Origin of the sequence: Sneathiella sp. P13V-1, assembly GCF_015143595.1 — a bacterium.
GTDB lineage: Bacteria > Pseudomonadota > Alphaproteobacteria > Sneathiellales > Sneathiellaceae > Sneathiella.
The window spans coordinates 1-21,226 of the sequence record NZ_WYEU01000001.1 but is presented as its reverse complement, the minus strand read 5'-3'; the positions used below and the strand labels follow the sequence as shown (position 1 = coordinate 21,226).

Sequence of the window (21,226 nt, the reverse complement as noted above, 5' to 3'; positions counted from 1 at the left end):
ATCAATGGGTGGCCGCGTTTGCGCGTGCCACCATTCCAAACAGATCCCGTGGATCATCTGGGTCTGCCAACATGTCCAGGTCCACATATTTATCGGATTTCTGGACTTGGTCATAGACGTACCGAAGGGCCGAGAAATCCTCTATCGCGAAGCCAACACTGTCGAACAGGGTGATTTGGCTATCGCTTGTGCGTCCCTCTTGAGTGCCGTTTAGAACTTCCCAAAACTCGGTAACGGGGTGATCTTCCGCCAACTGTTGTATTTCTCCTTCTATTCGCGTCTGCGGCGGATATTCTACAAAGATGTCGGAGCGATGCAGGATGTCTGCGTGAAGCTCGGTTTTGCCGGGGCAATCTCCGCCGATGCAGTTCAAATGTACACCTGACCCCACCATGTTGTCGGTGAGGATCGTGGCATATTGTTTATCAGCCGTACAAGTGGTGATGATGTCGGCACTAGATACGGCTTCTTCCGATGAGGTGCAGCTTACAATGTTAAGGCCACTGCCCATTAAGTTGCGGGCGGCTTTTTCTGTAGCTGCAGGATCAATGTCATACAGGCGGACTGTATCAATACCGCAGATGGCTTTAAATGCCATCGCTTGAAACTCACACTGCGCCCCATTTCCAATCATTGCCATGGTTTTGGAGCCTTTAGGGGCCAAGTATTTAGCAACTACTGCAGAAGTGGCTGCCGTTCGAAGAGCTGTCAAAACGGTCATTTCCGTAAGTAAGACAGGGTAACCGTTCGACAGACTGGAAAGAACGCCAAATGCTGTAACCGTTTGATAGCCTTCTTTGGTGTTCTTTGGGTGCCCATTTACATATTTAAAGCCGTAAGTCTCCCCATCGCAGGTGGGCATAAGTTCAATAACCCCATCTTTTGAATGGGATGCCACGCGTGGTTTCTTGTCGAAGACAGGCCACCTGCGAAAATCATCTTCGATATACTCGGCAAGTTCCAGAAGAAAGGTCTCAATACCTTTTTCATTAATCAGGTCCATCATATTGTCCACACTTACAAAGGGGACCATGGCAAGGGAAGAAGGGGCTGGTTTCAACATTTTCATCTCCATCCAATTTAGCTTAAGACGCGCCGACCCATAAGGCTGGCGGTCAGATCAATTAACAGGCGGGCGGTTTGCCCCCGGACATCCAAAAGCGGGTTTAGTTCAGCAAGATCCAGTGATGTGACCAGATTGCTGTCATGAAGAATTTCCATAATCAGGTGGGCCTCACGATAGGAGAGACCACCGGGTACAGTCGTACCAACGGCGGGGGCAATGTCCGGATCCAGCCCATCCACATCAAATGAGACATGTAAGAAACCGTTCTCCTCTTTAACTCGCTCCAAAAACGGGGTGAGGAGGGCGGTGACCCCTTTTTCGTCTATTTGCCGCATGTCGTGGGTGGTAATTCCAGCATCAGACAGGCGGGCTTTTTCAGCTCTGTCGACGGACCTCATACCCATAATCATCAGATTTTCAGGCGCTAATGTATGATCTAGCTTCGGAAAGAAGCCATCAAAGCTGTTATCCCCAGTGATGTATGCGACGGGAGTGCCATGCAGATTGCCGCTTTCTGTTGTATCCAGCGAATGAAAATCGGCATGAGCATCAATCCACAAAACAAATTGGGGGCGATCCTGTTCATGGGCGTAACGGGTGAGGCCAGGAACGCTGCCAAACGCCAAGCTGTGATCCCCCCCCATAAAGATCGGAAAATTTCTGTTTCTTACAGTTTCGTATCCGACTTGTTGGAGGGCTTGGCTCCAGCTAATTGTTTCCGCTAGATTTTCACCATCGGGCGTGTTGCTGAAGGTCGCTGTGGTGGGGGGCGTCAAATTACCGGTATCTTCGACGGTATGACCAAGCTCTTCCAGCGTTTTTGCAATTCCCGCTGCGCGCAAGGTGTCTGGGCCTAATTGACAGCCTTCTATATCCGTTCCGCTACTGATAGTAGCGCCTATCAATACACAATCTCTATTCTCGAATGACATGTCCTGCTCTCCATCAGTGGCATCTCATTTCTGAAGTTTATTGACCAAAAATGTCTTTCAATAGTTTAAAAATTGATCAAATTGATATATGAATTAACAAAATGGATTAGCGAATTATCAAAATGAATAATACAGATCGGAAAATTGTAAATTTTCTCCGGCATTCGGGCCGTGCAACAGTAACCGAGATTTCTGAGAATCTTGGAATATCTCGGGCAACCGTCAAAGCCAGAATGGAGAAGCTCTCAGCGGATGGAGAGATTCTGGGATACTCTGTGGTTTTAAAGAGTGATAGCCAAACTCATGCCATTCGCGGCTTAATGATGATTGAAATTGCGGGGATGGCATCGGACGCCATTGTACGCCGTCTATCAGGATATGCGGAAGTTTTAGCCATTCACTCCACCAATGGCCGGTGGGACTTGATTGTGGAGTTGGGGACAGAAACGTTGGAGGAGTTTGATAAGCTGCTCGGTTTTATTCGCCAGATAAAAGAGATCAAAAGCAGCGAGACGAGTTTGCTTCTTTCAACAAAAAAACAAAACACAATCGTCAGAGATTAAATGCTTTAACTGTCAGCTTTAGTCTGTTTGAAAAGGTTTTGCCAGCTATCGTCATCTCTCATGCTTTTGAAAGCCTTATTGATTTTCTGCTGCAACTGCCGGCCGCAGTCATCTTTAGAAAACATGATCCAAACCTGAAGTTCAGTTATGGGAGACTGTAAATCAAAATCGATTTTGTCTTTTGCAGATTTGTTGACAGCTCGGCTTCCTGAGGATTTCTCAATAATCGCGACATCATATCGACCGGCCGCTAGCATTCTGATATTTTCCTCATCATTCTGTGCCTGCCTTACGAAGTGGATATCTGTGCGGGATGTCAGGTGCTTTGGGTAGGAATATTGAGCGGTTAAGCCCACGGTCTTTCCAGACAGGTCGTCAATGGATTGAGGAATAGTGTCCCCTTTTCGGACAAAGGCTAAGTCCATTTTAGCCAAAATAGGCGCAGATTTATAGGCATCCAGCTTTTGTCCGGCACTTGAGTGCGGCATAAGTGTATTGGAATTTCCTCGTAAAAAACGCGCCAACGCTCTTTTCTTAGGCATGACCTCAATGTCGATGTTGAGATTTGCCCGAGTGGCCGCCTCGCGGATTAACGAGATAAAGATACCCTTGTCGGCACTTTCAGAGAAATGAGGGATTTTGGCAGCAGCAACAGAAAGAGTGTCGCAGTTTGCCATAACTGATGATGGGACAGACAATAATGACGATGCCAAAGCCGCAACGAATAACCTTTGTCTAAGATTTCGGTTTGTGCCCATTTTACACCTCAATATTTGACAAGTGTAATTTACAGTATGTCATAAACGTTAAGATATAAAAAATGTTTCACATTCAATTTCTACGTGAGGAACCCGCTGATGAGAAGGGCAGTGCTGGAGATGAAGCCTATGTAAGGAACCCAAACGCCCACTTTGTAGTAGGGGGTACCCGGTTCGTCCCCTTTTTTCTTAATCAGGATGAGGGCGATATTGACGATGGCAAACACGCTGAGAACGATTGACGATGTGGTTTCCGCGAGGGAAGAAATAGGCATAAAATAGGCCAGAAACATAATCAGCCCAATAATAGTTGCAGTCGCCACCAAGGGCGTTTGTGTTATCTCGTTAACATTTGAAAATTGTTCCGGGAGGTTGCCCTGCGCTGCAAGACCATAAAGTACTCGGGACGCCATAATGACCTGAATAAGGATACCGTTTACCGTTGCAATGATGGCAATGAGAATAAACAACCCTTCTGTTGCGAAGCCTGCATCCCTGAAAACAAGGGAAAGCGGTGCATCAGAGGCGATCAGATCCTCCAAAGGTACTGTCAGCACCACAACTGAAACCACAACAAAATAGATTAGGGTGGCTACAATAAGGGTCCAGATTATGCCTTTAGGCATATTCGCGCCTGGGTTCTTCACTTCTTCTGCAACATTTACAATATCTTCAAACCCAATGAAGGCAAAGAAGGCAAGAAGGCCTGCAGAAAAGATACCTGTCCAAACCGCAGCATCGAAGGGCGGTAGGGTTTTCTGAAACTGTATCGCTTCTTCAGGGAAGCTATAAAATGCATACCCAATGACAAGGAGCAGGCCGAGTATTTCGACGATAGTGAAAAGAGCTGCAAAACTGACGGATTCAAGGATTCCCCATGCCGCAACCAGTCCAACAATCACGATCACAACAAATAGAATTATGTTTTGCGAAATTGCGAGCAATTCATGGATATAGGCCGCAGCACCGATTGCAACCGCAGCTGAGGATACAACTCCTGAGGCGATTACCATTATACCAACGGCAAGTGAAAGGGTTGATGAATTAAATCCCTTCTTTACATAGGCGGCTTCCCCTGCACTGACGGGGTAGCGCGTGGAAAGTTCTGCATATGAAAAGCCCGTAAAAGAGACGACAACAGCAGCAAGGACAAATGAAATTGGTGCGTAAAGGCCAGCTTTTCCAGCAGCAGCACCTACAAGGACGTAGATACCGGCGCCTATTGTCACCCCAAGGCCGTACAGGATAAGAAGAGGTAGGTTTAATCTTCTTTTTAACTTGGTTTCAGTTGTCATTTGTCATGGCTTCCTGAAAAATAAACCGGACTTTAATATCCACTGCCATAATTTCCGATAGCGAAACTATTTCCAAATACTCTAATGGAGGGAGGGAACATGTACAAGTTTCTGGTCATCATATTGTTTGTTTTGTCTGTGGGTGTTTTCGGCTGGACGATGCATAGTTATGCGACAAGCGGTGAGGAGATAGTAAGTAAACGTCTTCAAGGCCCAAGTGGTGAAGATGTGATTGTGGGGCTTGATAAATCTATGTCCCCCGTTCGGATAATCTTCAATGTAAAATCAGAAATGCATGCGCAGGATACAACAAACCCCGCTTACAAATATGATGTGAAGTTACTGGATCCTGTAGGGACGATCGTTGGTTCCGAAGCGCGTACTCAAAGCGAAAAGAAATCGGATCAGGGGCCGAGTTTCGAGAGAAATAACCAGAACCACATCATTACGACAGTCAATGTCGATATCGATGGTGATTACCGGTTGCAGTGGAAAATCTCTCCAAAGAAGGCGAAAATTACGGGGATAGGGTATTCCGTCCGTAAAAATGTGGAGGGCATGAATATTCCCTTTATGCTACTGGCTGGTGGTTGCTTCGTTCTTGGCTGGATAGTTCTGATTTTTGGCCGCCGATAGGGTTGGGAGTTTCAAATGCCTGAGCTTTCTCAGTTGTGGCTGTTTTGGGTGGCTACGATGGTTCTGAATTTAACGCCAGGTCCGGACATTATGTATATTGTTGCCAATGGCATGTCACGCGGCGCAAAGGCTGGTGCTTTTTCGGCGTCGGGTGTTGGGGCAGGTGCCGTATTTCACGTTGTACTTGCGGCAGTCGGCATTACAGCCATTCTGCAAGCATCCGAAGTTGCTTTTGATATTGTCCGTTTGATGGGGGCGGGTTACCTGATCTGGATTGGATTTAAGCAGCTTAAAAGCACTGTATCTGGATTTGGAATGGGAGAAGTCAGTGCTGATAGCGACTGGACTTATTTTAAACGGGGGTTGATTACCAACATACTGAACCCGAAAGTCGCTCTCTTTTTTATTGCCTTCCTGCCGCAATTTATTTCGGTAGAGAATGGAAATGTTATCGTTCAAATTCTGGTTCTTGGCTTGCTATTCACTGTAAACAGTTTGTTTATCAATATTGTCATCGGAATTGGCGCCGGAAAAGCTGGGCAACGGCTGATGCAAAGTCAGAATTTTGCGAACTGGATCAATCGGATTTCAGGTTTTGTCTTGATCGGATTAGGGATCAGACTGTTCTTACTTGAGAAAAACTAACTCCTGTATTTTACTTTTATCGTCGCAACCGTCATTATGCATTTGGGAGTATATGTATTCTGGGGGGAAACATGACAGATGATTACGACGTAATCGTCATCGGGGGCGGCATTGCTGGGATTGTCACTGCACTCGAACTTGCGGAAAAAAACCGAAAAGTTCTGATACTGGATCGGGATGAGCCGGACAAATTTGGCGGGTTAGCCAAAGAGAGCTTTGGCGGAATGTTTTTTGTTGATAGTCCGCAACAAAGAAAAGCCGGTATCAAAGATGACGCTGATTTGGCGTGGCGGGATTGGCAGCAATTTGCTGAATTTAAAGAAGACGACCATTGGCCACGGGTTTTTGCCAAAACCTATATAGAACGCAGTATTCCCGATTTATATGAGGCTGTCACAGCAAGAGGAGTGACCTATTTTCCGGTTGTGAATTGGGTCGAACGGGGCATGTATATACCCGGTAATTCCGTTCCGCGTTTTCATTTGGTATGGGGGACAGGACAGGAACTTGCGAACGTCTACATAAATCACTTATCCGAACAGATTAAAAACAAACAGGTTGAAGTACGGTTTAGCCATAAGGTCTCCGAACTTGAGTATCAGGCTGGACGTGTAAGCGGTGTTCGGGGCGCCAATGAGACGAACAACACGCCCTTCTATTTTGAGGCACAGGTTGTTGTTGTTGCTGCGGGTGGGATTAACGGCAGTGATGTCAAAATAAGGCAGCACTGGCAGGAGGAATGGGGCGCGAGCGCACCGGAAACCATCCTTAACGGATCACACCAATATGCTGATGGTATGATGCATGATGAAGTGTCCCGTATCGGCGGTAATGTGACTAATCTTGATCGCATGTGGAATTATGCGGCCGGGGTACACCATCCAAGGCCCAGAAAGCCAAGGCATGGCCTTAGTCTTGTTCCCAGTAAGTCAGCATTATGGATGGATGCGAAGGGACGCCGGATCGGTCCAGAACCTCTGGTTTCTGGATATGATACCTGGGAGCTTGTTAAACGTGTCTGTGAACAGCCCGAACACAAATATTCCTGGGCGGTCATGAACCGCAAAATTGCCTTGAAAGAACTTGCAATTTCAGGGGCTGAATCAAATCCAGCGGTTCGGGATAAAAAGAAAATCTCGTTCATAAAAACTGTTTTGTTCGGCAATAAACCGCTCTTACAGGATATGTTGGATAACTGCGTGGATTTTGTAACGGCGCGTTCTGTTGAAGAACTGGCAGAAAAAATGAACGCTTTGGGTACCGGTGCAGACATCGATGTCGCTGGTATGAAGGCTGATATCGAGGCCTATGACGCCCAGTTAGATCGACCTTTGAAATATCGGAATGATGATCAACTTCGACGGATAAGTCACCTGCGCCAATATCGTGGGGATCGGGTTAGAACTCTAAAAGAGCAGAAAATACTGGATGATGATGCACTGCCTTTGATTGCCATAAGGCAATTTGTCATCAGTCGCAAAAGCCTTGGTGGGATTCAGACGAACCTCGAAGGGCAGGTCATGGATACAGAAGGCTATCCGATAGAAGGTCTGTATGCCGTGGGAGAAGCCGCAGGATTTGGCGGCGGTGGTATGCATGGTCTTCGCGCACTAGAGGGAACTTTTTTGGGGGGCTGTGTCTTGACGGCCAGATATGCCGCTGAGGCAATAAATGGAGATTTGGCATGAAGAAAACAGGGGCAGAACTTGTTCGATATGCTTTGGAACAAATTGGTGTCACGCACACATTTGGTATTCCGGGGGTTCATAACACGGAGATTTATGATCAACTGAATATGTCTGATCAAATTACGCCGATCATGGTCACCCATGAAGGCGGAGCGGCCTTTATGGCGGACGCAGTAAGCCGTGTTGGCGACGGCATAGGTACTCTTGTTGTTGTCCCTGCCGCAGGTCTGACACATGCTTCCAGTGGCATTGGGGAAGCGTATCTTGACGGGATACCCATGTTGGTTCTGTGTGGTGGTGTCCGTAATGATCTGGAGTTTGAATATCAACTTCACCAAATGGATCAGCATAAATTCATGGGGGGGCTGACTAAGGCGACTTTTCTGCCTCAAAGCCATGAAGAGATTATTCCAGCCCTATACGAGGCCTATACTATTGCGACAACTGGAGAACCAGGCCCTGTTTTCGTTGAAATTCCTGTGAACCTTCAATTAATGAAGGGAGACGTGTCCGCTATGCCTGCTTATGAGCGCAAAATGGCCCCGACTATGGAAGGTTTAGAAGAGGAAATCGCAAAGGCAGCAGCGCTTCTGAAAACTGCAAAAAAACCTGCAATTTTCGCGGGGTGGGGATCGCGGAGCGCACGAGAAGCATTGATTGATTTAGCTGAGAAATTGGAAGCCCCTGTTGCAACAACTTTGCAAGGGATCAGTGTTTTTCCAGAAAACCATCCGTTGCACACTGGTATGGGGTTCGGGCCGTCAGCTGTGCCTGCCGCTCAAGCGGCGTTTGAAGATTGTGATGTGTTGATCGCGATTGGGACCCGCTTTAGTGAGATACCGACCGGAAGTTTTGGCGTCACGGTGCCGGATAACCTTATCCATATCGATATCAACCCTGATGTTATTGGTGCCAATTATCCTGCGAAAGTTGGTGTTGTTTCCGATGCAAAAGCAGCCCTATCGGCCCTCAATGCGGCACTGGGTAACGATACAGGACGGGATGATCGTGCATCGAATGATGTGAGAAGTGTCATCGCCTCTAAGAAACAGGAATACAGGGAAGAGTGGAAAGCCCACGATTCAAAGGATCGGGTTAACCCTGTTTCATACTTTAACGGTCTACGTGAACAGTTGCCTGAGGACGGGATTGTCGTTGTTGACGATGGCAACCATACGTTTCTGGCGGCTGAATTGATGCCCATTTGGAATGAGAAAGGCTTTATCTGTCCTTCTGATTTTAACTGTATGGGATATGCGGTGCCAGCCTCTATTGGGGCGAAACTTGCCAATCCTGACAAAGACGTTGTGGCGATCGTCGGCGATGGTGCTTTCACCATGACCTGCATGGAACTTCTAACGGCTACCCGAAATGATATCGGTGTTGTGGTGTGTGTGTTTAATGACGGTGAGTTGTCTCAAATCGCCCAAGCGCAAGAGCTTCCTTATAACCGAAAATCTTGCACAGTCTTAGGCGGGTTAAATGTGGAAGGTGTCGCGTTGGCGACGGGCGCGGAATATATCTCGCTTAACAGCAATGACAATTCATCCGAAGCAATGAAATCCGCATTGGAGATCGCACGGACAGGAAAATCGGTTATCGTTGACGTTTTTGTGGATTATTCCAAGAAAACAGCTTTTACCAAAGGAACAGTGCAGACCAACTTCAAACGCTTTCCCGTGGGAACCAAGGTCCGGTTTTTGGGCCGGGCCTTGGCAAGAAAAGTAACGGGTTAGGCAGGGACGTCCGGGTTTAGACTATAGGTGCCAACATAACTTCCGGAGGCAAGAATGTGACCTTGCATCGCGGCCAAAGCCTCCGGTCCCCCAAAAGTGCCTTCAAGTCCAAGTGTTTCAACGTCTAATGCGTAGACTGTGAAATGGTAATGATGGACGATACTGTCATTCCAAGGCGGACAAGGGCCATCATATCCGCCATAGTCACCGCCCATATCGGCATCACCAGCAAACCAGTCGGTGTAGTTGTTAATTCCTGTTACACCATGGCCTTGTTTTCCGGGTGCCTTGCCTTTGGCTGTGATACCCTTTGAATCTTCCCCTTCAGCAATTTCCGAACGGTCGGCATCTATGTCGACAAGTACCCAATGATAGAAATCGACACGAGGAAGATCTTCAGGAACTGTTTTACCTTCCTGGTTTACATCGTCACCCGCAGAAGGAACGTCTGTGTCGTGACAGATGATCGCAAATGATTTTGTACCTTCAGGCGCGTCGTTCCAACTGATTTTTGGATTTAAGTTATCACTAAGGGCAACGTGCCCTTCTGCCGCCGGGACGCCAAATGCATATTTGCCCGGGATTGGTTTGCCATTATCCCAGCCTTCGATTGACACAGATAGGGATGCGCTCATTGTCGGTCTCCTCCTTGTTATTTACGGGCGGTATCCAAAGTGAACCGGCCCTTTTAATTCTTCTAATGTCGGTTTGATCCAATCGATCCACTGACAAAGATATGGTCGTGTCTCACGTGGATCAATAACATCATGTACCGAAAAACTCTCGCCGCGTGGGAAAGGGGATTGTTTGGCAGCCAGATCATTTTCCAATTTCGCTCTCATGGCGTCGGGATCATCTGCTTCGGCAATTTGTCGTCTAAAGGCAACGGCAACTCCACCTTCAACTGGCAAGGCCCCCATTTCTGCACTTGGCCATGCCAGAACGTAACCGTCTTCACTAAAATGAGCGGCGGCGGCAACACCAAAGGCTTTTTTGACAATGACGGTCGCCCACGGAACAACTGACATGACGGAGGAGGCAACCGCTGAGGTCCCATATCGAATAGTTCCCAATTTTTCTGAGTCAGGGCCAATCATAAAGCCGGGTTCATCGACGAAATTCAAAATAGGTAAATGGAAGGTATCGCAAAGCTCAATAAAACGGCGTGTTTTGATAGCGGCGTGCGCGCCCATGGCTCCTGCATAATATTTACAATCATTTCCGATGATGCCAACAGGAACACCTTTCATGCGGCCGAAAGCTGTGATCAGGCTTGGACCATATCCTTTGTTCATTTCAAAGTAGCTGCCTTCATCCACAACGGCTTTCAGGATTTTCCGCATGTTGAAAGGTTGTCGTCTGTTTTTGGGGATGATGGATATAAGGTCATCCTCGCACCTGTCTTCAGGATCATTCGAAGCGCTTACCGGGGGAAGGTTCCATACATTCGTAGGCAGATAGCTTAAAAATGTCCGAATTTGATTTAGGGCATCTTCTTCGGATTTGGCGATGTTTGTGGCCACGCCGTTGCGACTATGGATCTTCTCTCCGCCCAGTTCTTCTTTGGTCATGTCAGTGTCGAGCGCCCGAGAGACGACTGCAGGTCCAGCAATGAGAATTTGGGATGTTTCTTTTGTCATCACAGAAAAATGAGAGGCAGCGAAGCGTGCCGCTGGAAAACCTGCCACGGGGCCGAGCGCAGCGGATGCCACAGGGGCGACAGACATCATTTGAGCGATGGATTTAAATCGGGGTTTCTCAAAAACGGGGCTACCAACAGGCCCCTGATTACCTTTTGATCCAGCGACACTGCCGCCGCCACCTTCCAGCATACGAACCAATGGAACTTTATATTGAAGGGCCAGTTCCTCAGCATAGACACTTTTTCGAAGTCCGGCGGCATTGGGTGAGCCACCTTTCAAGGTGAAATCTTCACCCCCGACCGCAACTGGTCGCCCGTTCACTTTTCCAAGGCCTGTTATATAATTTGCGGGAGAGAAATCAGTTAAGTTGCCATCCTCATCTCTCTCAGAAGAGCCTGCGAGGGATCCATGTTCGTGAAAGCTGTTGTTATCCAGTAAAAGGTCAATCCTCTCCCGTATGGTGAGGCGGCCTTTTTCATGTTGTTTTTTGATGGCTTCTTCGCCGCCCATCTTTCGGGCAGCTTGACGCATGTATTTTATTTCTTGCGCTTCTTTTTCCCAGCTCATTTTCCTACCTCTACGCCCTACTTGGCGTTACTAGTTTAAGATAGGGTAGTGGGAATTTTCGGTAGGGACAAATAGAAAGGGGGAAAATATTTAGCTACGCTGTAGGGGAAGGAGCTTCTGCCTCAGCGCTAGAGGATGTGCCTCTTAGGCCTTCCATGATTTGTTTATTGACTGTAATGAGTGGTTCTAGTGAGGCTTCGCCTTTTAGAGCTTCAGCGCTGTAACGGTTCACCCATATTGAGATGGAAATAAGCTGGGCCTTAAGCTCTTTCGGTAGTTTGTTATCTTCCGATGCTAGGTCCATCTGAAGGGTGAGCCAGAGCTGACGATTATCAGCGACGGCCTTCACCACTTCAACGGGACCCTTGGCCTCAGCTTCTTCCAAAGCGCGAGTGAAGATTGCGAATGCCCGATATTCCGTTTGACGGGGGTTTTCGGTATTCTGATTTGCTTTTTGATATGCTGCTACAGACATCTATCAACTCTACTGTCTCAGTATGAATATAGAGTTTCCTCTAAAATCCTTACTAATGTATTACCTTACTGGAATAGAGACAAGATTGACTGAGGTCTGGAGTTGGCAATCGACAGAGACTGAATACCAAGTTGTTCTTTGGTTTGCAGTGCCTGCAGTTCAGCGCTGGCTTCGGCGAGGTTCGCATCCACGAGGATACCTAGACCCTCTTGAAGCTTATCGACGAGCAACTGAGTGAACTCACTTTGGCTATCCAGGCGGTTTGCCGCGGTACCCAAGGTTGTCATGATCTGACCTACCAACATTTCAGCATTTTCAAGAACTGCAAGTGGATCGTTACCTGTATTATTGATACCAGCAATCACTGTTGTGGTAAGGTCAGTCGCGCCATTATTCGCAGTAGTAGCGACATTTTGACCATGCGCGATTGTGATTGTGCCAGACTCACCAAGAGTGACTGCAAAGCCTTCCTGGCGCATGGTTTGAGCCATGATACCAGTCATTTCCTGAACTGATTGGTTGGCAGGGTCAACTGTTACTGCGTGAACATAAATAGGAGGTGTCGCACTTTCATCAGGTGCGGATGTTAGGGCGTTACCATCCGCTGTCATTTCGAAACGGTGAATGGCTGTTGTGCCGTTCGCATCTGACAAAGTTAGGGTGTAAACATCGTCCTCAGCGATTGCATATGAATCATCAATTGTGATGATGGATGCATTAGCAGAAAGATCAAACCCTGTTAAGCCCAGTGTTGCTGTGGTCGCGTCTTGCGCTGGGACAGTTTGGGTAACACCACCAAGAGCTGACAAAACTTCCAGATCAGTTCCAGATCCGTCAATCAGGTTCACACCATTAAAGATTGTGGTGTTCACGATGCTGTTGATCTGCTCAACAAGGGCATCAGCCTCTTCTTGAAGGATCGTAATGTCCAAACCTTCATTGAAAGCCTGTGTCACTTTCTTATTCAGGTCGATGATCACTTCAGAAATCTGAAGGGCACCAGCATTGGCCATGTTAACTGTAGCCTGGCCGAAGGATAAGCCTTCTTGAATGGCTTTCAATGATCCAACATCACCACGCATGCCTTGCGCAATAGTAAATGTAGACGGATCGTCCTTGGCTTCGGCAACTTTAAGGCCAGTTTCAATTTGACGCTGAACAGAATTCAGCGAACTTTGTGTCATCGTCAATGTGCGGAGAGCCGCCATTGCGCTTACATTTGTGTTGACTGAAAATGCCATTTTTTTTCTCCTGTAGCAATTTCAACAAGCAATCTTCTGATCGCAAACTCACTCGAGGCTCTATCTGCAACAGGTGTGCCAGTTTTTTGAAATGCCTTAAAAACTGCGGAAAAATGACGATTTTATTGGTATGGTAAAGCGATGGTTATCGGCAGCAATGTGACTGCTTACTAGGAAAAATGTTCTCACCTCGGAATCAATTTCCCCGTTAACCTTTACAGAAGTGCTTGATTTGAATCAGAAATCCGCGTTGTTGATGCGAGGCTGGCTATTTGGTAGAAGTTTGGTAATTCAAATCGGTCATTTGGTGGAACATATCTGTGAACAGAAAAGCAAGACGACAAAGCGCAGCAAAGCAAGGGCAGAAATTGCGGAATAAGCAGCTTTTGACACCTGAGACTACGGGGTTGTCGCTGATGCAACTTCAACAACTACAACAGCTGATCGCTATTGCAAGGCAGTGTTTTCTCCAAGGTGATGATGCAAGAGCAGAGGAAGCTTGTCGGCAGTGCATAGATCTCTATCCAGAATATGCGACACCATATGCGATCTTGGGAGATATTGCTCTACGTCTTGGGAGAGCTGAGCTCGCTATCAGCAATTATGAGAAATCTTTAAAGATCCTGCCAGACGTTGCTAGTCGATTGATTTGTTTTGGGGATGCTTTGGTAATAAATCAGAGACTTGTTGATGCAAAGAAGGTTTATCAGAAAGCACTACGTCTTAAGCCTGGAGATTACGAAGTATCACAATCAATAGCGACTGTGCTTGGGATGTTGGGCGAAACACGTAAAGCTGTTAAGCAGTGCGAGCAACTCATTGGCTCCTTTCCGACAAGAGGAGCCGCTTATTATACATTGTCTCAATACGTGAAATTTCAAAAAGGCGATAAGTATGAAAAAGTCTTTACTAAGCTAGAGGAAGTGCTGCCATCAATTTCTGAAACTTCGGATCTCGCCAACGCCCAATATGCACTTGGGAGATATTATGAGAATTTGAATGATCACATAGGTAGTTTTAAATACTTCATAAAAGCAAATGATTTGCTAAAAGATGAAGCCCGTGAAGGAGATGACGAAGCTAGGGTGTTTAAGGGGATTATGCAGTTCTTTCCGATTGGTGGGGATTGGTGCCGTGGAAAAGTTGCAACTACGGAAACAGATGTACCTATTTTTATCGTTGGTATGCCTCGCTCCGGTACTACGTTGATTGAACAGGTTTTATCCAGTTTAAGCGGTGTGCATGGAGCTGGTGAGCTTCAAAATATTAAAGAGGCAGGAACACGGCTTTCCGCTGCTTTTCCTAACAAAATACCGTTTATTGACGAAAAAGATTCTGATTATGAGAAAATCAGATATGCGTTAACGGTTGAGGCAAACCACGTTCTGGAAAACATGGTTAAGTTGGCTCCAAACGCAGATCATGTAATTGACAAGATGCCGAGTAATTTCACAAATATCGGTGTCATTCACATGTTGTTCCCTAATGCCAAGATTATTCATTGTCGCAGAAATCCGGTAGATACATGCCTGTCAAATTTTAAGACCTCATTCTTTGATAAACTTAGATTTTCAAATGATATGCAAGAACTGGGGGCATATTATGTGAATTATGAAAACATGATGGCGCATTGGCATGAAGCGTTGCCAGGCAGAATATTGGATGTTCAATATGAGGACGTCGTGGCAGATTTGGAAGGTCAAGCAAGGCGTATTCTTGATTATTGCGGTCTGGATTGGGACCCGGTTTGCTTGGAGTTTCATAAAAATAAACGCGCCGTATCTACGGCAAGTAGTAACCAGGTGCGTCAGCCAATTTATAACAGCTCGGTGGGGCAAAAAGAACGTTACGGAGATCTGATTAATCCATTGCTAGAAGCACTGTCTCCAGTTTTATGACTTTCTTTTTCGAACCCAGAATTTATACATAGCTGAAAAGATATCAGGGTTATCTTGTTCAAACTGGTTCCAGTGATCCAGATTAGTTTTGAAAACATCATCAGGATAGTTCCGAGTATATGCTTCATCTTGGTGCTTGTGAGTATTCTGGAAGCCCAGAAACTCCAAACCTAGTGTGTCCAGGGCCTTCTCTATTTGTGGAATTGTGAAGCGGTGCTCCTGAACATGGAAGATAAGGTCTCGGCAAGCTGACATAGTGTAAAAATCAGAGTGTCGGCATACAGCCTTTGCTATTTCGCTATCGGGTAACGATAAAAGGTGTTTTCTGCAGGCTCTAATGTTGTTTGCATCGTTCCCGTAGCCTTGTTTTTCAATAAATTCTCTAGCAGCGACGATGTCGCGACGTCCTATTTCACTGTAAAGTGCGATAAGCATAAAGCCATCATCTTCAAGAAGGTCAACGAGCACTTTCCATCCTGCAATAGGGTCATGCATGTGATGGAGCACACCGGCGCACTCGACTACGTTAAATTTCCTATCAAGGGACCTCAGTTCCATAATATCAGCCTGACCAAAGGACAGGTTTTTGATGCCTAATTCGTTGGTTTTCCTTTTCGCGTAGGCGATACTCGCAAGGCTCAAATCCACTGCTGTTACGTTTGCGTCAGGAAATGCAAAAGATGTTGATATTGGCTGCTGACCAGTCCCACACCCCGCTATGAGGATTTCAGGATGCTCTGGCATGGAGGGGACGTTCCCCTTCAAAGAAGGGAGGAGGGTCGCAATATGAAGCGGGAATTTTGTCCCGCCCCTGTTTGGAAAATGCTCCCAACGTGGATAAGGGTTCTCTTCATATTGTTCGCGAACACTCAAGGAAATTGAGTCTTCGATTTTTGTTAGTTGTGAAATTGTTGGAATAAGTGCGCGTTCCGCCAGAGGTTCATTGATTGTTATGTCGATGAACTCATTTAAAGCGTCAATCTTAGTATTACCCCAATTTTTCGCACAATCTGTCAGGTCAACATCTTTGTAAGGTGTTTTATAAGAACAAATGATCACGAAATTAAGGGCGTTGCCTATCGAAAACGCAGGTGAATTTTTAATTTTTTCAACGACTTTTGGAATTGTCTGTTTTTCGAAATCACTTTCACTAAAGACGTACTCAGCCATAAACGAGTATTTGGCAAATGGTAAAAGTATGGATAGAAGAACTTGTTTTAATGCGTCTTCCAATTGAATGTCACTGGCAAGGGCTGCAAGAGTTTGTCTTCTGAAGGTTTCTAGCAGTTTTTCTAGTAACGGGTCGGAGAGCCTTATCCTTTTCAACGAGGCTAAGAGAACAGGGTTCGTCATACATTTTACGACTTGTCCAAAATCCAGATTGACATCCTTGTTTTGAGAAACTGCCTGTTCGAGCAAAGGTAGAATTTGTTGAAAGTCAGGTAAAGATTTAAGATGTTGAGGAACAATCCAGTTCAGTTTTTTCCATTCAACAGTTTCGTTGGACAGAAGGAGTAGAAGATCTTTATCCAGTCCCTCAAAATTTCGAAGATTACCCAGTCTCACAAAAACGTCACTATAACTATTGAGGATAAAGCTGGAGTTAGGTTCTTTGTGGGCGGCTTTTCTAATGAGAGTTAAAGCTTCTAGTGGATTTTGTTCGCTCTTTATGTTGCCAGCAAGTACCAGAAAATCTGCGTTTTCTCCATGAATAGGCATACAAGATTGAACATATTGGAGGGCTTTTTCTGTGTTTTTAAGTTTTACAAGCAACCTGAGCAAGTTAAGCACTGCATTTAAATTCGTTGGGTCTAAAGCGTTCGCTTTTTCAAGATCGGCAAGCGCTTCTGCGTCTTTCCGTAATTTACTGAGCGCCAAAGATCTGTTGTTCAGAACTCTTGCATTTTTGGGATCAATTTCATGGGCTTTGGTGAAATCATCACAAGCTGTTTCAAGATCATTGTTGGCCATGTGAATAAGACCACGTGACATGATTATATCAGCTTCAGTTGATGAAGTACCTTTGGAGAAATCGAGTGCCTTATTGTGCAGCTTCAGCGCCGCTTCCAGATCAGTGGCATTGTAGGCCGCAATTCCAGTTTGAAACAAATGGTAGGCGCTCGGAGGCTTAGAGCTTAACAGTTTTGATACTGATTTACGCGCTTCTTTTATTTTGTTCTTCTTGTAAGATTTTATGGCGCTTTGAGATAGTTTTTCTATCCGTTGGAGATTTTGCATAGTCAGCCCTTCGTGAAACCCTTTCGGAAGTCTATCGAGCTATGGTTAACAAAATCTAACTAAATTTACACATTTAAATTCAAGGACACAGGCATAGGGCCCACAGTGCCGCCGCCGCTGAGGGGTTGGAAAAGTGACAGCATAGGATTCGCAGTTGCATCTGAGTTGTTGACTTCGGTCATAATCAGATATCGTTCGATCATTTTGTCAATTTTCGCGGGATCTTTGAAGTCCTCAAGATCGACTTCTTTTGTCAAACGTGCTTTTTGTTGCTCATAATCCAAAGACAGGAAGCTTTCGGGTAATCCCAACCCAACACGAACTACCTGCATTAAGGTTTTGTCGGCAAGAATTTGTGGAATTTCTTCTACTTGGCCTGCGATACGCTTGAAATACATAGACTCGCGAACGCCTTCCGCGTTTTGGCCTTCAAACTTTTCAAATTCGTTTGTTTTGTATCCTTCGAGAAGTGCTTCAACATTCTTCTCATTGAGAAAGAAATCAGGGTTACTGTTTAGTTCATAGAGTGAATTGGCAAGTTTTGTCCATCTGGGTTCAACTAGCCTGTTGACCAAGCTATCGTCAGCCGATGGGTCCTCGGTCAGCATCTTTTTGACGAATGCTGTCTTGTCTATTTCGGATTCAAGTTGAAATGCAGAAAGTGTAACGCCAAGGAGTGTTCTGTTTTTCATGAGATCATCAACGGATTTTATGTTGACGATTTCCTCTTTGAATTTTTCGATATCTCGTGCAGTTGTCGGCTGCGCTTCAAACAATTTCATGTGTGAGTCGCGCTGATCATTGGCCAATTTATACCAAAGAAGTGAACTGTTCGCTGACAACTGCATTTTTCATCACCTTACGCACTCATTTGCGCGAAATTTTGATAGGGTTCTTGCGCCTTTGGCTTTCTAGCATTCTTTTCTGACATCATCAAACCTTCCATGATTTGACGATTTACAGAAATGAGCGGCTCAAGATCTTCACGGTTTCTCATTGCATGGGTGGTAAACCGTCTGACCCATATGGCAAGTGAAATCAATCCAGCTTTTAACTCGTGATCCAGCTTGTTTTCAGATGAGACAAGATCTGCCTCTAGCGTCAACCATAGCTGTGAATTTCTAAACAAAGCGTTAATTCTTGACTGAGGGGCTGCGCCTTCGTCATTTGCTTTGGTGAGTTCGCCAGTGATTTCAGCAAAAATACGGTATTCAATAGCCCGCTTAGATTCGTTAGCAAGGGAAGATTTTTTGTAAACATCAACATACATGGAATAAGCTCCTCAAAGAAAAATACTGATAGAAGAGGGGTAAAGGCGGCCCAAAAGCCGCCTTTACCTTTTCCATGATTAACGGAACAATCCAAGGATAGACTGAGAAGCAGCGTTCGCGATAGACAGAGACTGAATACCGAGCTGTTCTTTAGTCTGTTCAGACTGCAGCTTAGCAGAGACTTCAGCCAGGTTGGCGTCTACCAGAATGCCAAGACCTTCTTCAAGTTTATCTGTCAGGATCTGTGTAAATTCAGCCTGACTTTCCAAGCGGTTGGCATAAGTACCAAGCGTTGTCATGATTGTACCGATGCTGGTTTTAGCAGCGTCAATGTCTGCTAGCGCGGTACCGGCTTGGTCAATGTTGATTGTTGTACCAGCTGCAACTGTTGTTGCAACGTTCAACTCTTGACCACCATTTGAAATATCAAATGAGCCATCTTCGTTGATTGTAACAGTGAAACCTTCTTCACGCATTACATCAGCAAGTTTACCGATGATAGCCTGGCCAGAGTCACCAGTGTTCGCTGTAAAGTCCACGTCAACAGCATGCACATAAACTGGAACAGCATTGCTTTCGTCTGGAGCAGATGTCAGTGCGTTACCATCACCTGTCAATTCGAAAATATGTGTTTCCACGTCAGCGTTTGCACCGTCCTGAATGGTAATGGTGAATGTGTTGGATTCGGCTGGGTTAAAGGCATCAGAAGTCTCGATACGTGCGTATGAGCCTGTCAGATCCAAACCTGCAATACCCAGTCCAGTGGTTGTAGCATTTTGCTCTGCAATTGAGAGTGTAGAGCCACTCAAGCCGGAAAGAACGTTCAAGCCTGAAGTTGTACCGCCATTGTCCAACAGATTAATGCCATTGAATTCTGCACTAGAAACGATACCAGCAATCTGGGAGACCATTTCATCAGCTTCTGATTGCAGAACCGCTGTGTCCAAACCTTCGTTTTCAGCCTGTGTAACTTTGGCTTGAAGATCTGTGAGCTGATCTGAAATCTGAGTAGCTGCGGCTAGAGCCATGCCAACAGTCGCTTGACCGAAGTTTAGACCTTCCTGAACAGCTTTCAGAGAACCAATGTCACCACGCATACCTTGTGAAATCACAAATGTTGATGGGTCATCAGTAGCACCACCGATTTTCAAACCAGACTGAATCTGTGCCTGAATGCTTGTGATGTTGTTCTGTGTTGCAGAAAGAGACCGCAATGCGGCCATGGCGTTAGAGTTGGTATTAACTGAAAAAGCCATAATGTAAATCCTCATTTTAGAGTTTGTCGCTGTGCGACGAAAGCGGCTCTTTTGAGCCCCGGTTCACTTCGAAACCGTGATTGCACTATGAAATGAAATTCCTAACAAAGCCTTAATGAGTTTTATTTGCGGTGCTAACTCGCGGAGGAAATTAGGTGTTTTCTTTTTGTTAACTATTAGGATGGTTAGAAAACTTGGATTTCTTTAATAGAAGACAAGGGCGCGAAAAAATGAAGAGAAAATAATTTATTGCAAAAATAAAGGCCGCGCTTCCAATTTGCACGGCCCATAAAAGGAGCGATATATCTAAAATCAGAATCTAAGAGTCGTAGATTCTTTGATTAATAAACTAGTCTTTCATAATCCTTTGCAGAAGCTTTAATGCATTGTAGAAGTTTTTTTCACCGACCAAGCCCACAACTTCAAAAATAACATTGCGCGTGGGGTCATCTTCAACAGATATGAACGCCATCTGCGCGGCTTCCTGGAAGGCTTTATAATGTTCTGCGTGGTTCTGAGGTTCGATATACATCATTTGAACCTGCATATAGACATTATGTAGTGGTGTTGTGACCTGATCTGGCAGCAGAATATCACGCTCCCGCATTATGGAGGCATCATTCTCGAGTGAGAAATGCATCGCTTTGGAACTTGTATTTGTAATCACTGCACCATTTACAATGATTTTCTCACCAGCAGGAATGCGGAATTTCAAAGACATATGGATTGCCCCCTGACATCTGAGCCCCTTGAATTAGTCAAAGACCATAATACGGGGCTGATAGAAATGCGACAATAATATAGCAGTTGTTGTTTGATGAAGAAAAGAGGCTTGCAGAACTGCAACTTATTTCTTCGCCTCTTCTAAGGGAAAAGGGTCGTCCTGACATCATTTTTACAGCCCCCATATTATAAAGTATTATCCGGAAGGTTCCGCGCTATCGATGCGATTGCATTCATTTATGCTTAATAATTAATTAACGTAGGGTCATCTTGGGCGGCATCCCTAAAAGAGAGGATGCTGAATAGAAATTTTTTTATACAAAATTGTAAAAAAACTTAAGAGTCACTCAAATGAGGTATGACGAAACTGGAGTGGGTATGTAGTTTAACCGACAATTGTATAGGCATGAGTGTGCCTTTTTGAGGGAATTTGGCTGTTTAGTTGGGAATATCAGCCTGAATCAAGATTGGATAGAATAATGGCGAAGACGGAAAACGGTACAGTAAGTGGCAGTGCAAGCGGTACAGTTGTTGCGGTTGAGGGTGGACAGAACATCTTGTTGGATGTTTCGAGCCCTGATCTTGTCGTTTTTTC

General features: G+C 45.6%; 19 protein-coding genes. 6 read left to right on the top strand and 13 right to left on the bottom strand.

Annotation, left to right across the window (positions count from 1 at the left end; genetic code table 11):
- Position 1 precedes the first annotated feature (1 nt).
- Positions 2–1,063: an ornithine cyclodeaminase gene (locus GUA87_RS00095; RefSeq protein ID WP_193714501.1), complete on the bottom strand. Its 1,062-nt coding sequence runs from the start codon at positions 1,061–1,063 to the stop codon at positions 2–4.
- Between the two features lie 17 nt (positions 1,064–1,080).
- Positions 1,081–1,998: an arginase gene (gene rocF, locus GUA87_RS00090; protein ID WP_193714500.1), complete on the bottom strand. Its 918-nt coding sequence runs from the start codon at positions 1,996–1,998 to the stop codon at positions 1,081–1,083.
- Positions 1,999–2,120: 122 nt separating this feature from the next.
- Here rocF and GUA87_RS00085 point away from each other — a divergent pair, with 122 nt between their 5' ends.
- Positions 2,121–2,561: an Lrp/AsnC family transcriptional regulator gene (locus GUA87_RS00085; RefSeq protein ID WP_193714499.1), complete on the top strand. Its 441-nt coding sequence runs from the start codon at positions 2,121–2,123 to the stop codon at positions 2,559–2,561.
- A 5-nt stretch (positions 2,562–2,566) separates the two neighbouring features.
- Here the strand turns inward: GUA87_RS00085 and GUA87_RS00080 are convergent, their stop codons facing one another.
- Both GUA87_RS00080 and GUA87_RS00075 read right to left on the bottom strand, forming a co-directional pair.
- A complete protein-coding gene (locus tag GUA87_RS00080; protein WP_193714498.1) occupies positions 2,567–3,319 on the bottom strand; it encodes a substrate-binding periplasmic protein in 753 nt (250 codons plus the stop codon).
- Between the two features lie 80 nt (positions 3,320–3,399).
- Positions 3,400–4,614 (bottom strand): APC family permease, encoded by a 1,215-nt coding sequence (locus GUA87_RS00075; RefSeq protein WP_193714497.1) that lies wholly within the window; start codon positions 4,612–4,614, stop codon positions 3,400–3,402.
- Between the two features lie 99 nt (positions 4,615–4,713).
- On the opposite strand from GUA87_RS00075, the gene GUA87_RS00070 reads away from it, so the two are divergent.
- The 4 genes from GUA87_RS00070 to GUA87_RS00055 all read left to right on the top strand — a co-directional run bounded on the left by GUA87_RS00070 (position 4,714) and on the right by GUA87_RS00055 (position 9,319).
- The gene (locus GUA87_RS00070) at positions 4,714–5,250 is read left to right on the top strand and encodes a hypothetical protein (RefSeq protein ID WP_193714496.1); all 537 of its coding nucleotides are present in this window, start codon (positions 4,714–4,716) and stop codon (positions 5,248–5,250) included.
- A 15-nt stretch (positions 5,251–5,265) separates the two neighbouring features.
- The gene (locus GUA87_RS00065) at positions 5,266–5,895 is read left to right on the top strand and encodes a LysE family translocator (RefSeq protein WP_193714495.1); all 630 of its coding nucleotides are present in this window, start codon (positions 5,266–5,268) and stop codon (positions 5,893–5,895) included.
- 71 nt (positions 5,896–5,966) lie between these two features.
- Entirely contained in the window at positions 5,967–7,583 is a 1,617-nt protein-coding gene (locus GUA87_RS00060; RefSeq protein ID WP_193714494.1) for an FAD-binding dehydrogenase, read from the top strand.
- Positions 7,580–9,319 carry a thiamine pyrophosphate-binding protein gene (locus GUA87_RS00055; RefSeq protein WP_193714493.1) on the top strand — a complete coding sequence of 580 codons (1,740 nt, stop codon included), beginning with the start codon at positions 7,580–7,582 and terminating at the stop codon, positions 9,317–9,319. The genes GUA87_RS00060 and GUA87_RS00055 overlap by 4 nt, the downstream gene beginning before the upstream one ends.
- Here GUA87_RS00055 and GUA87_RS00050 read toward each other — a convergent pair.
- From GUA87_RS00050 to GUA87_RS00035, 4 genes are all read right to left on the bottom strand, one after another.
- Positions 9,316–9,954: a YbhB/YbcL family Raf kinase inhibitor-like protein gene (locus tag GUA87_RS00050; RefSeq protein ID WP_193714492.1), complete on the bottom strand. Its 639-nt coding sequence runs from the start codon at positions 9,952–9,954 to the stop codon at positions 9,316–9,318. The genes GUA87_RS00055 and GUA87_RS00050 overlap by 4 nt on opposite strands.
- 21 nt (positions 9,955–9,975) lie before the next feature.
- Positions 9,976–11,529, bottom strand: a complete 1,554-nt coding sequence (locus GUA87_RS00045) for an acyl-CoA carboxylase subunit beta (protein ID WP_193714491.1) — start codon at positions 11,527–11,529, stop codon at positions 9,976–9,978.
- 94 nt (positions 11,530–11,623) lie between these two features.
- On the bottom strand, positions 11,624–12,004 hold the full coding sequence (gene flaF / locus GUA87_RS00040) for a flagellar biosynthesis regulator FlaF (protein WP_193714490.1): 381 nt from the start codon (positions 12,002–12,004) through the stop codon (positions 11,624–11,626).
- Between the two features lie 65 nt (positions 12,005–12,069).
- Positions 12,070–13,245, bottom strand: coding sequence for a flagellin (locus GUA87_RS00035; protein ID WP_193714489.1), 1,176 nt, complete (start codon positions 13,243–13,245; stop codon positions 12,070–12,072).
- Positions 13,246–13,565: 320 nt separating this feature from the next.
- Here GUA87_RS00035 and GUA87_RS00030 point away from each other — a divergent pair, with 320 nt between their 5' ends.
- Positions 13,566–15,143, top strand: a complete 1,578-nt coding sequence (locus tag GUA87_RS00030) for a tetratricopeptide repeat-containing sulfotransferase family protein (protein WP_193714488.1) — start codon at positions 13,566–13,568, stop codon at positions 15,141–15,143.
- On the opposite strand, the gene GUA87_RS00025 is transcribed toward GUA87_RS00030, so the two are convergent.
- The 5 genes from GUA87_RS00025 to GUA87_RS00005 all read right to left on the bottom strand — a co-directional run bounded on the left by GUA87_RS00025 (position 15,138) and on the right by GUA87_RS00005 (position 20,629).
- Positions 15,138–17,381 (bottom strand): class I SAM-dependent methyltransferase, encoded by a 2,244-nt coding sequence (locus GUA87_RS00025; RefSeq protein ID WP_193714487.1) that lies wholly within the window; start codon positions 17,379–17,381, stop codon positions 15,138–15,140. The genes GUA87_RS00030 and GUA87_RS00025 overlap by 6 nt on opposite strands.
- 65 nt (positions 17,382–17,446) lie before the next feature.
- Positions 17,447–18,229 carry a DUF1217 domain-containing protein gene (locus tag GUA87_RS00020; protein WP_193714486.1) on the bottom strand — a complete coding sequence of 261 codons (783 nt, stop codon included), beginning with the start codon at positions 18,227–18,229 and terminating at the stop codon, positions 17,447–17,449.
- 11 nt (positions 18,230–18,240) lie between these two features.
- Complete coding sequence (locus tag GUA87_RS00015; RefSeq protein ID WP_193714485.1) at positions 18,241–18,651, bottom strand: flagellar biosynthesis regulator FlaF; 411 nt, start codon at positions 18,649–18,651, stop codon at positions 18,241–18,243.
- A 78-nt stretch (positions 18,652–18,729) separates the two neighbouring features.
- The gene (locus GUA87_RS18145; RefSeq protein WP_193714484.1) at positions 18,730–19,908 is read right to left on the bottom strand and encodes a flagellin; all 1,179 of its coding nucleotides are present in this window, start codon (positions 19,906–19,908) and stop codon (positions 18,730–18,732) included.
- Between the two features lie 349 nt (positions 19,909–20,257).
- Entirely contained in the window at positions 20,258–20,629 is a 372-nt protein-coding gene (locus GUA87_RS00005; RefSeq protein ID WP_193714483.1) for a flagellar biosynthesis repressor FlbT, read from the bottom strand.
- Positions 20,630–21,226 lie beyond the last annotated feature (597 nt).

What these genes read in the sequence shown, in the direction of transcription:
- GUA87_RS00015 (WP_193714485.1), bottom strand. Translation starts at nt 18,651, where the DNA reads ATGTATGTTGATGTTTACAAAAAATCTTCCCTTGCTAACGAATCTAAG.
- GUA87_RS00050 (WP_193714492.1), bottom strand. Translation starts at nt 9,954, where the DNA reads ATGAGCGCATCCCTATCTGTGTCAATCGAAGGCTGGGATAATGGCAAA.
- GUA87_RS00060 (WP_193714494.1), top strand. Translation starts at nt 5,967, where the DNA reads ATGACAGATGATTACGACGTAATCGTCATCGGGGGCGGCATTGCTGGG.
- GUA87_RS00075 (WP_193714497.1), bottom strand. Translation starts at nt 4,614, where the DNA reads ATGACAACTGAAACCAAGTTAAAAAGAAGATTAAACCTACCTCTTCTT.
- GUA87_RS00085 (WP_193714499.1), top strand. Translation starts at nt 2,121, where the DNA reads ATGAATAATACAGATCGGAAAATTGTAAATTTTCTCCGGCATTCGGGC.
- flaF (WP_193714490.1), bottom strand. Translation starts at nt 12,004, where the DNA reads ATGTCTGTAGCAGCATATCAAAAAGCAAATCAGAATACCGAAAACCCC.
- GUA87_RS00095 (WP_193714501.1), bottom strand. Translation starts at nt 1,063, where the DNA reads ATGTTGAAACCAGCCCCTTCTTCCCTTGCCATGGTCCCCTTTGTAAGT.
- GUA87_RS00025 (WP_193714487.1), bottom strand. Translation starts at nt 17,381, where the DNA reads ATGCAAAATCTCCAACGGATAGAAAAACTATCTCAAAGCGCCATAAAA.
- GUA87_RS00080 (WP_193714498.1), bottom strand. Translation starts at nt 3,319, where the DNA reads ATGGGCACAAACCGAAATCTTAGACAAAGGTTATTCGTTGCGGCTTTG.
- GUA87_RS00020 (WP_193714486.1), bottom strand. Translation starts at nt 18,229, where the DNA reads ATGCAGTTGTCAGCGAACAGTTCACTTCTTTGGTATAAATTGGCCAAT.
- GUA87_RS18145 (WP_193714484.1), bottom strand. Translation starts at nt 19,908, where the DNA reads ATGGCTTTTTCAGTTAATACCAACTCTAACGCCATGGCCGCATTGCGG.
- GUA87_RS00055 (WP_193714493.1), top strand. Translation starts at nt 7,580, where the DNA reads ATGAAGAAAACAGGGGCAGAACTTGTTCGATATGCTTTGGAACAAATT.
- GUA87_RS00045 (WP_193714491.1), bottom strand. Translation starts at nt 11,529, where the DNA reads ATGAGCTGGGAAAAAGAAGCGCAAGAAATAAAATACATGCGTCAAGCT.
- GUA87_RS00065 (WP_193714495.1), top strand. Translation starts at nt 5,266, where the DNA reads ATGCCTGAGCTTTCTCAGTTGTGGCTGTTTTGGGTGGCTACGATGGTT.
- rocF (WP_193714500.1), bottom strand. Translation starts at nt 1,998, where the DNA reads ATGTCATTCGAGAATAGAGATTGTGTATTGATAGGCGCTACTATCAGT.
- GUA87_RS00035 (WP_193714489.1), bottom strand. Translation starts at nt 13,245, where the DNA reads ATGGCATTTTCAGTCAACACAAATGTAAGCGCAATGGCGGCTCTCCGC.
- GUA87_RS00005 (WP_193714483.1), bottom strand. Translation starts at nt 20,629, where the DNA reads ATGTCTTTGAAATTCCGCATTCCTGCTGGTGAGAAAATCATTGTAAAT.
- GUA87_RS00070 (WP_193714496.1), top strand. Translation starts at nt 4,714, where the DNA reads ATGTACAAGTTTCTGGTCATCATATTGTTTGTTTTGTCTGTGGGTGTT.